Annotated in this window: 14 protein-coding genes; 9 read left to right on the plus strand and 5 right to left on the minus strand. The window is 55.4% G+C overall.

The window, feature by feature from the left end:
* Positions 1-66 precede the first annotated feature (66 nt).
* Genes HV832_RS12020 through mpl form a run of 3 tightly spaced genes read right to left on the minus strand, consistent with a single transcriptional unit; the run spans position 67 to position 2,688 of the window.
* Positions 67-717 carry a chorismate--pyruvate lyase family protein gene (locus HV832_RS12020; protein ID WP_223827274.1) on the minus strand — a complete coding sequence of 217 codons (651 nt, stop codon included), beginning with the start codon at positions 715-717 and terminating at the stop codon, positions 67-69.
* Complete coding sequence (locus HV832_RS12025) at positions 710-1,297, minus strand: YqiA/YcfP family alpha/beta fold hydrolase (protein ID WP_176804087.1); 588 nt, start codon at positions 1,295-1,297, stop codon at positions 710-712. Before HV832_RS12025 ends, HV832_RS12020 begins: the two co-directional genes overlap by 8 nt.
* On the minus strand, positions 1,294-2,688 hold the full coding sequence (gene mpl, locus HV832_RS12030; RefSeq protein WP_176804088.1) for a UDP-N-acetylmuramate:L-alanyl-gamma-D-glutamyl-meso-diaminopimelate ligase: 1,395 nt from the start codon (positions 2,686-2,688) through the stop codon (positions 1,294-1,296). The genes HV832_RS12025 and mpl overlap by 4 nt, the downstream gene beginning before the upstream one ends.
* 93 nt (positions 2,689-2,781) lie before the next feature.
* Here mpl and HV832_RS12035 point away from each other — a divergent pair, with 93 nt between their 5' ends.
* The 7 genes from HV832_RS12035 (at position 2,782) to HV832_RS12065 (ending at position 8,756) form a co-directional block, all read left to right on the plus strand.
* On the plus strand, positions 2,782-3,399 hold the full coding sequence (locus tag HV832_RS12035; RefSeq protein ID WP_176804089.1) for a hypothetical protein: 618 nt from the start codon (positions 2,782-2,784) through the stop codon (positions 3,397-3,399).
* Entirely contained in the window at positions 3,386-3,934 is a 549-nt protein-coding gene (locus HV832_RS12040; protein ID WP_176804090.1) for a TlpA family protein disulfide reductase, read from the plus strand. Before HV832_RS12035 ends, HV832_RS12040 begins: the two co-directional genes overlap by 14 nt.
* Before the next feature lie 72 nt (positions 3,935-4,006).
* Positions 4,007-4,444: a type II 3-dehydroquinate dehydratase gene (aroQ, locus tag HV832_RS12045; protein ID WP_176804091.1), complete on the plus strand. Its 438-nt coding sequence runs from the start codon at positions 4,007-4,009 to the stop codon at positions 4,442-4,444.
* Positions 4,445-4,587: 143 nt separating this feature from the next.
* Positions 4,588-5,034 (plus strand): acetyl-CoA carboxylase biotin carboxyl carrier protein, encoded by a 447-nt coding sequence (gene accB / locus HV832_RS12050; RefSeq protein ID WP_176804092.1) that lies wholly within the window; start codon positions 4,588-4,590, stop codon positions 5,032-5,034.
* 67 nt (positions 5,035-5,101) lie between these two features.
* The gene (gene accC, locus HV832_RS12055; protein WP_176804093.1) at positions 5,102-6,469 is read left to right on the plus strand and encodes an acetyl-CoA carboxylase biotin carboxylase subunit; all 1,368 of its coding nucleotides are present in this window, start codon (positions 5,102-5,104) and stop codon (positions 6,467-6,469) included.
* A 71-nt stretch (positions 6,470-6,540) separates the two neighbouring features.
* Positions 6,541-7,452: a 50S ribosomal protein L11 methyltransferase gene (gene prmA, locus HV832_RS12060; protein WP_176804094.1), complete on the plus strand. Its 912-nt coding sequence runs from the start codon at positions 6,541-6,543 to the stop codon at positions 7,450-7,452.
* Between the two features lie 5 nt (positions 7,453-7,457).
* The gene (locus tag HV832_RS12065; protein ID WP_176804095.1) at positions 7,458-8,756 is read left to right on the plus strand and encodes a DUF3426 domain-containing protein; all 1,299 of its coding nucleotides are present in this window, start codon (positions 7,458-7,460) and stop codon (positions 8,754-8,756) included.
* A 76-nt stretch (positions 8,757-8,832) separates the two neighbouring features.
* Here HV832_RS12065 and HV832_RS12070 read toward each other — a convergent pair whose 3' ends face one another.
* Positions 8,833-9,747, minus strand: a complete 915-nt coding sequence (locus HV832_RS12070; protein WP_176804096.1) for a pseudouridine-5'-phosphate glycosidase — start codon at positions 9,745-9,747, stop codon at positions 8,833-8,835.
* Positions 9,747-10,847, minus strand: a complete 1,101-nt coding sequence (locus tag HV832_RS12075) for a carbohydrate kinase (RefSeq protein WP_176804097.1) — start codon at positions 10,845-10,847, stop codon at positions 9,747-9,749. Before HV832_RS12075 ends, HV832_RS12070 begins: the two co-directional genes overlap by 1 nt.
* A 540-nt stretch (positions 10,848-11,387) precedes the next feature.
* Between HV832_RS12075 and rbsK the strand changes: the two genes are divergently transcribed.
* A complete protein-coding gene (gene rbsK, locus HV832_RS12080) occupies positions 11,388-12,317 on the plus strand; it encodes a ribokinase (protein WP_176804098.1) in 930 nt (309 codons plus the stop codon).
* A 177-nt stretch (positions 12,318-12,494) separates the two neighbouring features.
* On the plus strand, positions 12,495-13,490 hold the full coding sequence (locus tag HV832_RS12085; protein ID WP_176804099.1) for a BMP family lipoprotein: 996 nt from the start codon (positions 12,495-12,497) through the stop codon (positions 13,488-13,490).
* The last annotated feature ends 6 nt before the right edge of the window (positions 13,491-13,496 follow it).

A 13,496-nucleotide genomic window follows, 5' to 3' on the forward strand; every position in this document is an offset into this window, starting at 1 on the left:
TAATGCGCTGTTGCGGCGCTGTGTTTTTATTCTGTGCCTTTGTGCTTTTCGTTGTATCCGATCCGTTCAGTCTGACTCCGGCGCCGACAGTAAAACCGGCAAGGTCAGCACCGCGGGCAAAAACACTTCAGTTACCAGCAGGCAAGCCCCCTTACGCCAGAACAGAGAGCGGCGTGCCGGCAGGCTGGCGGCCTGTATCTGCGGCAGCACCGCGCGGATCCGCCGCATCAGCGGATGTTGTGCATGCAGCCGGGCAAACGACAAACGCCCGCGCTCAACCAGCGGATCGTTAAATAAAGTGCTGCCCAGCGAGCGCTCTCCCAGTCCGCGGAATAAAGGCCACTGCGCGGCAGTTGCGGTCAATGGCACGACGGTATGGCCATAAATCATCGCCTCGCCGTCGCAACGCAAAATCACTTCGCGTTGATGCACTTTTTCCACCCGTGCCAGTCCCAGCGCAGCATACTCGTCCGTCAGGCACAACGCCTTGTGCTGTGACAAGCGCTGTACGCGGAACTGTCCGCAACGCGCCACCAGCCTGGCGGTCAGCGAGTCGCGGTTGGTCAGCCAGTCCTGCATGCTGCGCCGCTGATCGACCGTCTGCACATGACTGAACCATTGCCCCGCCGCACGGTGGCGCGGCTGCATTGCCCCGGGTTGCGGGATGGTGACCGGTAAAATATTGAGCACCGGTTTCATTGTTGACGAATCACGCATCGCAAGCATCATCCGCATCACAAAAAGCCATAACTTCCGGCAGATAATCTGCAAACTCCGCAATGCCGTGGTCGCTGCCCTGAATAATATGCTGCCGTGCACCGGGGTAATGGGCAACCATTTCACGCCAGTCCAGCACCTCGTCGCCAGTGGCCGCCAGCAGGAAATAACGTGCCGGACGGGTAATCTGCGACACCGCCAGCGCCCGCAATTCGTCCACGTATTCCGGCTTGAATTCAAAACGCTCGTTACTGTGATAATAAGTCGTCACCCCGACGTAGCTTTCCAGATCGCGCGGCGGCTTGACTGCAGGGTTGAGCAAAACCGCGCGACAGCCGTATTTTTCTGCCAGCCAGGTCGCATAATAACCGCCCAGCGAAGAGCCGATGATGCTGATGGCAGCGCAGTTTGCGGCAGTTTGCAGAATGGCTTCCGCCTGCAGCATCGCCTGCGCCGGAGAAGGTGACAGCGCCGGGCAATGCCATTCGGCACTGCGTGCGCGACGCGCCATCTCCTGCTGCATGAGCCGTGCCTTGTAGGATTGGGGAGAGGAGCGGAATCCGTGCAGATACAAAATCATGCTGCCACAACTCCGGCCGCAGCCCGCTGATGCAGCCGGTCGAGCAATTTCTGATGCACGCCGCCGAAGCCACCATTGCTCATAATCAGCACATAATCGCCCGCCTGCGCCTGCTGCGCAATGGCCTGCACCAGTTCAGGAATTGTATGGAAACAGGCCACTTTATCTCCCAGCGGCGCCAGTGCGGCCGCCAGATCCCAACCCAGCGCATCCTTGCCTTCGGTCGCGCCGAAACCAAATACCCGGTCAGCCTGCGCCAGACTGCCCGGCAAAGCCTGTTTCATTGTCCCCAGCTTCATGGTGTTGGAACGCGGCTCCAGCACAGCCAGAATGCGTGCTGCGCCGACTTTGCGCCGCAGCCCCGCAATCGTGGTCGCGACAGCCGTCGGATGGTGTGCGAAATCGTCGATCACGGTCACACCGTCTTCGACGCCGCGCACTTCCATGCGCCGTTTCACGTTCACGAAATGCGCCAGCGCTTCGATGGCGAGTTCAGGTTTGATGCCGACATGGCGGGCTGCCGCAATCGCGGCCAGCGCGTTCTGGCGATTGTGTTCGCCATTCAGCTGCCATTGCACCGTTCCCTGATATTTCTCATCGAAAAATACGTCGAAATCCTCACCGTCTTTCAGTCTGATGTGCCACTGCTGATCGCTGCCGAAAAATTCTTTCTCGCTCCAGCAACCTCGCTGCAGCACACGTTGCAGCGCATCGTTGTGACCATTGACGATCAGACGTCCGACGCCGGGCACGGTGCGCACCAGGTGGTGAAACTGCGTCTCGATCGCTCCCACATCCGGAAAAATATCGGCATGATCGTATTCCAGATTATTCAGGATGGCAGTCTTCGCATGGTAGTGCACAAACTTACTGCGCTTGTCAAAAAAAGCCGTGTCATATTCGTCCGCCTCGATCACAAAAAAATCCGAAGCGTGATTTCCCTGCAGGCGGGCTGAAATACCGAAATTCAGTGGCACGCCGCCAATCAGAAAGCCCGGCGCATAACCGGCGTATTCCAGTATCCAGGCCAGCATGGCGGATGTGGTGGTTTTACCATGTGTACCAGCTACCGCCAGCACCCATTTGTGGCGCAGGATATGGTCACCCATCCATTGCGGTCCGGACACATAAGGCAGGCCGCGGTTCAGGATTTCCTCCATCAGCGGATTGCCACGCGACACCACATTGCCGACAACGTACAGATCCGGCTCCAGTGCGATCTGCTCTGCACCGAATCCCTGTGTCAGGGTGATGCCCTGCGCTTCGAGCTGCGTGCTCATGGGCGGATAAACATTGGCATCGCAGCCAGTCACCGTATGCCCCGCCTCTTTGGCCAGAACTGCCAGCCCTCCCATGAAGGTGCCGCAAATACCGAGGATATGAATATGCATAATTTCAATCAATTTCAGAATCCCGCAATTCTACCTGAGTGCTGCCCGGTTTCCGTATGCACAAAGGAACAGATGTTAGGTTATGATGCATCCATGATGATTCACAATCCCAATGAAGCCGAAGCCCTGCGTACAGAAATCGCGATGCTGGCAGCGCGCATGATCGCCGAAGACGGAGCGGATTACGCCACCGCCAAGCGAAAAGCGGTGCGCCAATTGCTCGGCAACCAGAAACCCAGAGGCGATATCCTGCCCGATAATGCACAGATCGAACAGGAAGTACGGGAATACCATGCGCTGTTTTTTGGCGACACCCAGCCACAGCGCCTGCTGCAGCTGCGTCAGCTGGCGGCGGATCTGATGGAAGAACTGGAACGCTTCAACCCCTATCTGGTCGGTGCGGTGCTGAACGGCACCGCGGGCCCGCATTCAGACATCTACCTGCATCTTTATGCTGACAATACCAAAGATGTCGCGATCTACCTGCTGAATCAGGATATTGAATTCGAGGTATCAGAAAGCTTCAACCATCGGCATGACAGTATTGAAACACTGAGCTTCATGCGCGGGAAAGAGGGCGTGCATCTGGTATTGCAGGGACAGGATGCGATCCGGCAGGGGAAAAACCAGGAACGCGCCAACCTGCAAGCCCTGCGCGCGCTGATCAGCGATAGTCTTCACTCTGCGGAAAATTCTTATGGAACTGATTAATAAAAAATTTGCAGGCGCCATCCTGCTGGGACTCAGCTTCACAGGACTCGGCATCTATGCCGGCAACCTGCAAACCACACCCGACACACCGGAAAGCAGCGCAGTCCGCCAGGTCATGAGTAAAAAATTCCCTGATAGCAATGGACTGCGGCAATCACTTTCAAGCTGGAAAAACCAGTTGCTCGTGGTTAACTTCTGGGCAACCTGGTGCGCGCCCTGCGTACAGGAAATGCCGGAATTATCCGCCTTGCAACACGAATTATCCGGCAAGCCAGTGCAGATCGTCGGTCTGGGCATCGACAGTCCGTCGAATATTTCGGAATTTGCCAAAAAGTACAGTATCAGCTACCCGCTGCTGGTTGCCGGACTGGAAGGCAGCGAACTATCCCGCCAGCTCGGCAATCAGGCAGGCGGACTACCCTTCACCGTCCTGATCACCCCGGATGGGAAGGTTGCCAAAAGCTATCTGGGTCGCCTGAAAATGGATGCACTGCGCGCCGACATCGCCAAATTTTCTGCGGAAAAATCAAAGTAAGTCGATTTTTCCTTGCCAATCTGCTGTTAATGACGGCAAAATGCGGCCATCTTCGTCAAATCAAACATGACTATGGCAAGCAAACTGCTGCTGTTGAATGGCCCGAATCTGAATCTGCTCGGCACCCGTGAGCCCGCCAAGTACGGTGCAATCACTCTGAGCGAAGTGGAAACTGCCGCCCAGGCGCAGGCAACAGTCGCAGGCGTAACACTGACCACATTCCAGAGCAACCACGAAGGTGCGCTGATCGACCGCATTCACGCGACCCGCAGCGAAGCCATCGATGCCATCATCATCAATCCAGGCGGCCTCACACACACCAGTGTGGCGCTGCGCGATGCGCTGGCAGCAGTCGCGATTCCTTTTGTTGAAATCCACATCACCAACATCCATCAGAGAGAAGCATTCCGGCATCACTCCTTCCTGTCTGACATCGCTCGTGGCGTCATCTGCGGTTTCGGCACCGACGGCTACCGGCTCGCCATTGATTTTTGCATAAAAAATCTTTAACTCCTTTTATCTTCGCGCATTATTAAACAATTTCCGCTTATTTTGATGTACAATCAAACTTTAAGCGTCATTGCCAGAACGATTAAATCGTTCTATATTGCGCTTCCGTTCATTCAAAATTACCTTTTTCAAAGGGGCTCCACATGGATTTAAGAAAACTCAAAACCCTGATCGACCTCGTGGCAGAATCGGATATCGCCGAACTCGAAGTGACTGAAGGTGAAGGTAAAGTCCGTATCGTCAAATCCTCTGCAATGCCCCAGAATCAAGTAGTCATGATGCCGCAACAGGCACACCAGGCTGCCGCGCCCGTCGCTGCTGCACCGGTTGCTGCCGCGGCACCGGCAGTGCCGGAAGGTCATATCGTCAAGTCTCCTATGGTCGGAACTTTCTACCGCTCTTCTGCCCCGGGTGCTGCCCCATTCGCCGATATCGGCAAGAGTGTCGGCAAGGGCGATACGCTGTGCATCATCGAAGCAATGAAGTTGCTGAACGAAATTGAAAGCGATTTCGAAGGCACGATTAAACAGATTCTGGTGGAAAATGGTCAGCCTGTTGAATACGGTCAGCCGCTATTCGTGATTGGCTAATCCGGGCTGCCGTACCTGAGGTCCCGGACGCCTTCCGTTGTAACCATTGCCACCGCAAAGTTAAATCATGTTTGAAAAAATTCTTATCGCCAATCGAGGTGAAATCGCGCTCCGTATCCAGCGCGCCTGCCGCGAAATGGGCATCAAAACCGTGGTCGTGCACTCTGAAGCAGACCGCGAAGCAAAATATGTGAAGCTGGCTGACGAATCTGTCTGTATCGGCCCTGCTCCATCGAATCTGAGTTACCTGAGCATGCCCGCGATCATCAGCGCCGCTGAAGTCACCGACGCGCAGGCGATTCATCCTGGCTATGGCTTCCTGTCGGAAAATGCGGACTTCGCCGAGCGCGTTGAGCAATCCGGTTTCGTCTTCATTGGTCCACGCGCCGAATCGATCCGCATGATGGGCGATAAAGTTTCTGCCAAACATGCCATGATCGCAGCCGGTGTGCCATGCGTACCAGGTTCGGAAGGTGCATTGCCGGATGATCCGAAAGTGATTGTCCAGACCGCCCGCAAAGTCGGCTATCCGGTCATCATCAAAGCTGCCGGCGGCGGCGGTGGCCGTGGCATGCGCGTGGTGCATACCGAAGCAGCCTTACTCAATGCAGTCACCATGACCAAGACGGAAGCCGGTGCAGCATTCGGCAACCCGGAAGTCTATATGGAAAAATTCCTGGAAAATCCGCGTCACGTGGAAATCCAGATTCTGGCCGATCAGCATGGCAATGCGATCTGGCTTGGCGAACGCGACTGCTCCATGCAGCGCCGCCATCAGAAAGTAATTGAAGAAGCGCCGGCTCCCGGCATTCCGCGTAAGCTGATCGAAAAAATCGGCGACCGCTGCGCGGCAGCCTGCCGCAAGATCGGTTACCGTGGCGCCGGTACGTTTGAATTCCTGTATGAAAACGGCGAATTTTATTTCATCGAAATGAACACTCGCGTGCAGGTTGAGCATCCGGTCACTGAAATGATTACCGGCATCGATATCGTGCAGGAGCAGATCCGGATTGCATTCAATGAAAAACTGCGTTTCAAGCAGAGCGAAGTCACGCTGAAAGGCCATGCGATCGAATGCCGGGTGAACGCGGAAGATCCGTTTAAATTCATCCCATCCCCCGGCCGCATCACCTCCTGGCACACGCCGGGCGGCCCTGGCATCCGCGTTGATTCTCACGCTTATGCAGGCTACTTCGTGCCGCCGAATTATGACTCCATGATCGGTAAAGTTATTGCCTACGGCGAAACCCGTGAGCAGGCAATCCGCCGGATGCAGATTGCTTTATCGGAAATGGTGGTTGAAGGCATACAGACCAATATCCCGCTGCATCGGGAACTGATGATTGATGCCCGCTTCATTGAAGGCGGCACCAATATTCACTACCTTGAGCACAAACTGGCAGACATGCCGGATCTGGCCAAGAAAAACAAGTAAGTTATTATCAGCAGTCATGACCGTGATGGCCCTGCTTAACAGCGGGGCCGTTGCACAGAAAGAGCCGGATAATGGGTTGGATAGAAATTATTATTGAAGTAGCGCGTGAGCAGGCAGAACCGCTGTCGGATGCCCTGATGGATGCTGGCGCATTATCGGTATCGGTGGAAGATGCGGACGAAGGCACCGCCAACGAAAAACCTATTTTCGGCGAACCGGGCATGGAACCGGAAGAAGCCGCCTGGGACCGCAGTCGCGTCGTGGCACTGGCAGAAAAAGACAGTGATCATCAGGCCATCGTGGCTGAAGCAGCGGCGGCCATCGGACTGGCCGAAGCGCCGTCACACACGGTACGCACAGTTGAGGAGCAGGACTGGGTACGGCTGACACAATCGCAGTTCGCACCGATTCATATCGGTAAAAATATCTGGGTCGTACCAAGCTGGCACGATGTCCCGGATCCGACCGCGCTGGTGCTCGAACTCGACCCGGGGCTGGCCTTTGGCACCGGCAGTCATCCGACTACCCGCCTCTGCATGGAATGGCTGGAAGCCCATGCGCCAGCACAGAAAACAGTGCTCGACTACGGCTGTGGCTCCGGCATTCTGGCGATGGTCGCCAGCAAGCTCGGCGCCCGCAGCGTGATCGGGGTAGACATCGATCCGCAGGCCATAGAATCAGCGCATTTCAACGCAGAGCGCAATCAGTGTCAGATCGAATATGCGCTGCCGGAAGCCTTTGGCGAAGCCCATCCGGCATCAGAAAAATTTGACGTGGTGGTTGCCAACATTCTCTCCAGCCCGCTGAAACTGATGGCGCCGATGCTGGCCGGCCGGGTTGCGGCCGGCGGTTCGCTGATTTTGTCCGGCGTGCTGGCACGCCAGGCGGAAGAAGTCGCGGCAGCCTATGCGCCCTTCATCAGACTCAGTGTCTGGGCTGAACATGAAGGCTGGGTTGCGCTGTCGGGCAGCTTGCCGGACTGATCAAGATGGCGCTCGCCACCCGCTGCCCTCATTGCCAGACCACGTTCCGGGTCGCCAATGATCAGCTGAAACTGCATGCCGGGCTGGTCCGTTGCGGAGCCTGCCAGCAGACTTTCAACGGTGTCGAGCATCTCATTGCGCCGGATACTGCGGAACAATCAGCCGTCGTCCGGCCAACGGTATCTTCTGCCACTCCGGAAATCCGCCAGAACCCTCCCGCAGCCACCGAAGCATCCCGTGCTGCTGCCAGCATACCGGCGACTCCGCCAGTTCAAACGCAGGATAATGATAAGGATAAGCCCGCTCTGCAGGTGTGGAAAACCGCTTCAGCAACAATGCATGAAGAGTCTGCAGAGACATTCCAGGGACACGCCGGTTCCGCTGCAAACAGCGCGCCTGACACCCATGATTTGTCTGCCTCACTCGATTTTGTACTGGGTGATGAAGATCCGGCAGGCACCTTGTCCAGCTTGCAGGAACAACCGGTGGAAATCATTGCAGCACAGGTTGAACTCGAAACCAAGGCAGCTTTACTGGATGAACCCAGCATAGACTGGTCAGTCGCCGACCTCGCTACCGAAGATCTTTCTGCGGGCGACAGCGAAACAATCGCTGCTGCCGGACCAGTGCTGCACGCCGTCACAACCACTCCGTATGCCGCCGAAGATAACGCGAATACCGATGAACTGACAGACCTTCATGGCGACGATCTTTTGCAGTCCGGCGCGCAGACTTTACCGGGGGAAGATGACGATTCCCATGCGGAAGCCGATGACGATAAACCTGATTTTGTACTGCAGGCCGAAAAAGAGCAGCGTCATGGCAAATGGCTGCGCATGACCTATCTGCTCATGATTCTGATACTGCTGCCATTGCTGTTGGCACAGGCCGCCTATTTTTTCCGCATCCAGCTCAGTGCTGTTTTCCCGGTGACCCGGCCGGTACTGACTCATGTCTGCCAGTTGTTACGCTGCCAGATTGGTCTGCCCGCGCAAATCGATGCCATCAGCATTGAATCCAATGAACTGCAGGCGCTGGCTCCGGATAAAAACGTTTTTTCACTCGTGATGCAATTACAAAATCACGCAGCAACAGCGCAGGCATGGCCAGTGGTGGAACTGGTGCTGAATGACAGCAAAGACAAAGCCGTCCTGCAAAAAGCATTTCAGCCAGCTGACTACTTACCCGCCAGCAGCGACCTCAGTAAAGGTTTTTCGCCGGGTACAGAACAAAATATCAAACTCTTTTTTGAATTACCGAAACTCAAAGCCGCAGGCTACCATGTCAGCGTGTTTTATCCCTGAATGCAGGCGCACCGCCCCCCTCCCGGACGCCTTCCTTACCCTGAATATTATCCAGTCCTACCCGGACAGCGCCCGGTCAGTGTTTTTTATGCAGTGCACATGCCAGCTTCGCTCCGGCACGGGCATTATTTTTAACCAGTGCAATATTCGTCGCCAGACTGCGGCCGCCCGACAATTCCTTGATACGTGCCAGCAGAAATGGCGTTACCGCCTTGCCGCCAATTCCCTGTTGCGCGGCTTCCTGCAAAGCCTGAACGGTGATCTGCTCAATCTCTGCACGCGGCATCGCATCTTCTTCCGGCACCGGGTTGGCAATCACAATACCGCCACGCAATCCCAGCTGCCATTTGGTGTGAATAAAATCGGCCTGCTGTTCCGCGCTATCGAGCTGGAAATCCGCAGAATATCCGCTGTCGCGCGTAAAAAATGCCGGAAACGCGCGCTGCCCGATACTGACTACAGGCACGCCATACGTTTCCAGATATTCCAGCGTCAGACCCAGATCGAGTATAGACTTGGCACCGGCACAGACCACTGCCACCGAAGTCTGCGCCAGCTCCTGCAAGTCGGCGGAAATATCGAAGCTGGTTTCCGCGCCACGGTGAACCCCGCCTATGCCCCCGGTCACAAAGACCTGGATATCCGCCAGCGCTGCGCAAATCATCGTTGCCGCCACCGTAGTGGCGCCCAGCTGACGACTTGCCAGCACATAAGCCAGATCACGACGGCTCACCTTAATGGCGTCGGCAGACTGCCCCAGACGGATCAGGTCGGCATCTGACAAACCGATATGGATTTTTCCCTCCATGACCGCGATCGTCGCAGGCACCGCCCCCTGTTCGCGAATAATCTGCTCGACCTCCCTGGCCGTCTGCACATTCTGCGGATAGGGCATCCCGTGTGAAATGATGGTCGACTCCAGCGCCACAACCGGTTTACCGGTCATTTTTGCGGCACGGACTTCATCAGAAAATACCAGATAAGATTGCATTAGGATTCCTCATCAAAAATAGCAGGGTTGATTGCCGCAGCAACCGTGGTCTCGGTTTGTATCGTGTAAGCAGCCAATTGCAGGCCTCGCTGGCAGGCCAGGTGCAAATCATCCGGCACCCGTTGCAATGACCAGCAGACACCGGCAGAAAAAGCATCACCAGCTCCCGTCACATCCTGTACCGCCGCTGGCAAGGCCGGGAGTATGCCAAAACCCTGCCCGGCGCGCCGGTTCGTCATCCCGACACCCTGCGCCCCCAGGCTGACCAGCACATCTTCCACGCCTTGCTGCTGCAGATGCCCGCAGGCCTGTGCCAGGCTGGCGACATCCGGCAAATGCCGCCCTGCGCGCTGCTCCAGCTCAGAACGGTTTAAAATCAGCAAACGCACACCCTGCAGATCATCGGGTAAATGCACCATCTTCGGCAGGGAAACCGCGATCAGAATCAGTGGTTTGACGGTGCGTCTGGCTTCTTCCTGTAAAAAACTGATACTGGCCCGGCATAAATTCAGATCGGCAATCAGCATCACTGCGGCAGCCAGTCCGCTCTGCCGTTGCTGCAATATCTCCGGAGTCAGGGCGCTGCAAAGTTCCATCTCGGAAAACGCCATTTCCATTTCCCCCGCAGGATTCAGCACAGCGGTGTACGTGCCGCTGGCTGCACCGGGCAGAATCAGACTGTGTTCCGTCTGGATGCCCAGTGCCCCGGCATGTTTCAGCAAGGACTGGCCGGCAGCATCATCGCCAACCGCGCTCAACAGACTGCAAAGACCTCCCAGCCGCGCCAGATTTTCCGCAATATTCCGTGCCACGCCGCCGAAGGATTCACGCTGCACGACCGGATTTGAAGTTCCGTTCTGCAAACTGGCGGACAGCCTGAGTTTCCGGTCAATATTTGCACCGCCGATACACAGAAAAGTACGGTGATCCGGCAATACATAGGCACGTCCCAGAATCCGCCCCTCTTTGGTCAGTTGTGCGATATAGCCAGCCACGGCAGAGCGCGACAGGCTCAGATGCGTCGCCAGCTCTTGCTGACTGAGGTAAGGATTTGCCTGTATCAATGCGAGAATCTGTTCTTTATTCGTTTCCGCTTTCATGAAACCCCTTGTCGATCCGCCGCTCATCGAGGCTGAGCGTAACATTTGTGCAGGGAACATCTTATTCACTACTCAGCAATAAAACAATTGTTTTAAAAAATAAACTTTTGTTCTTGTTAAATTTAACATCCGATTCTCATCGACCTCTGCACCTCAGGTCGCACCAACCTGACACGATCAGGTATACCTGGCAGCCAAAAGGGTTTCTTGCCAGTTTCTTGCCACTCTTTTGATCATTTCTTGCTGAAATTACCCGCTCAAACGCCAAAATATTTCTCATGCGATACCGGCAAACGGCATGATCCAATTCCTATTTGACAGCACCGTCTGTCTGCCCGACAATCTCGCACGCTCTTCTGATACGGTAGAACAAAAATACAGTGCCCGTCGTCTGATTTTTCTGCTCCGGCCGAACACCGGATTGCACAAAATTTCACCAAAAATCCGGGAATCGCTTGACGAGCGGAAGTAGCCCATAGTTAAATACGAAAACGATTGCGCAAACGATTGCGCACCTTCTAATATTGAGAAAAAAGTATCATGAAGCCACGCATCACAGTAGCCGGCAGCGTCAACATGGATCTGGTTTTCCGCACACCGCGCATGCCCGCTTTAGGCGAAACTTTGCACGGTCATGAGTTCCGGCAGATTCCAGGCGGTAAAGGTGCCAACCAGGCAGTGGCTGCCGCCCGGCAAGGTGCTGACGTCAGCTTCATTGGCGCAGTCGGTGACGACGGTTTTGGTGATGTTTCACGCCAGACGCTGGCAGCTGAGGGAATTGATCTGCGTTATCTGACGCGGGTTGCCGGAGTAGCGACCGGCGTCGCCGGCATATTGGTTGAAGACGGCGGGGACAACAGTATCGTGCTGGCCGCCGGTGCCAATGCCAGCGTATCGGTTGCCCAGATTGAAGCCGCCCGCGATACGATTTGCAATGCCGGCATGCTGCTGTGCCAGCTCGAAATACCCTTGGCAAGCGTCACCCATGCCATCCAGATCGCGCACGACACCGGAGTCAAGGTGATCCTGAATCCGGCACCGGCGCAGGATCTTGATCCTGCTTTGCTGGCGCAGGTCGATTACCTGATCCTGAACGAAACGGAAGCCACCCAACTGAGCCAGATCGAAGTGACCGACCAGACCAGCGCCCGTTATGCGGCAGAAAAACTGCTGGCGCTCGGAACTGGTGCCGTGTTGCTGACGATGGGCGGTCATGGCGCACTGATTGCGCAGACGGGTGAATGCCAGTTTATTCCAGCGATTAAAGTGAATGTGGTCGATACCACAGCAGCGGGCGATACTTTTGTCGGCGCATTCGCCGTCGGCATTGCGAATGGTCTCAGCATTGCTGACGCCAGCCGTGAAGCGCAATACACCGCCGCACTGACGGTGACCCGGCTCGGTGCGCAGACATCGATTCCGCAACGTCAGGAAGTGCTGGATTTCATGGCGGCCCGTCAGGCCGCCTGAAGCCGTCTCAACGGATTTCAGGGCCCGTTGCTGTATTTGATAAAATTTTTCCCGCATGAAGTGAAGCCGCACCGCTCCATGTTAGGCTGGTGAAAGCAAGCGTGAAATGACCATCCCGCTGACCATCGTTTTCTACCAGCTGTTTTCACTGAATGATCTCTGAATAAGGAAGCTCTCATGAAACTTAAACCATTCTGCCTGACTCTGGCTGGTCTGCTCACAGCAGCCAGTGTTTATGCCGCAGATCCGAAGTTTGCAGTGATTTACGATGCAGGTGGTAAATTTGATAAATCTTTCAACCAGTCTGCTTCCGAAGGTGCGGAACGCTTTAAAAAAGAAACCAAGATCGGCTTCATGGAAGTTCAGGTCGCCAGCGACACCCAGACTGAACAGGTATTACGCAATCTGGCGCGTAAAAAAGTCGATCTGATCGCCTCCATCGGTTTTGCCCAGGCACAGGCAGTCCAGAATGTCGCCAAAGAATTTCCTGCCACAAAATTCGTTCTGATCGATGGCGTCGCCAAAGGCGATAACGTCAGTTCAGTGCTGTTTAAAGAACAGGAAGGCTCTTATCTGGTCGGCGTGGCAGCAGCGATTGCCAGCAAATCGAAAAAAGTCGGCTTCATCGGCGGCATGGATATTCCACTGATCCGCAATTTCTCCTGCGGCTATGTGCAGGGCGTCAAAGCAACGGATGCCAAAGTCGAGATCGTGCAGAATATGGTCGGCACCACTACCTCCGCATGGAATGACCCTGCCAAAGGCGGTGAACTGGCACGAGCCCAGTTTGAACGCGGCGTCGATGTGATTTTTGCAGCAGCGGGTGGCAGCGGTATGGGTACTCTGCAGGCCGTCAAAGAAAAAGGCAAGCTCGCTATCGGCGTTGACTCGAATCAGAATTACATGTATCCGGGCAGCATGCTGACATCCATGGTCAAGCGCGTCGATCAGGTCATTTATGACAGTTTCATGCAAATGAAAAACGGTAACTGGAAAGCCGGCGTCGCCTATAAAGGTTTGAAAGAAGGCGGTGTGGACTGGGCGCTGGACAAGGATAACCGCAGTGTGGTCAGTGCGGATATGGAAAAGCGTGTCAATGCCGCCAAGCAGGACATCATCAGCGGTAAAGTGAAAGTAGTTGATTTCCGCGATGCCAACAAGTGTCCGGTCTGACGACAT

The organism is Cognatundibacterium oligocarboniphilum, assembly GCF_013377855.1.
In the GTDB taxonomy this organism is placed as follows: Bacteria; Pseudomonadota; Gammaproteobacteria; order Burkholderiales; family Burkholderiaceae_D; genus Undibacterium; species Undibacterium oligocarboniphilum.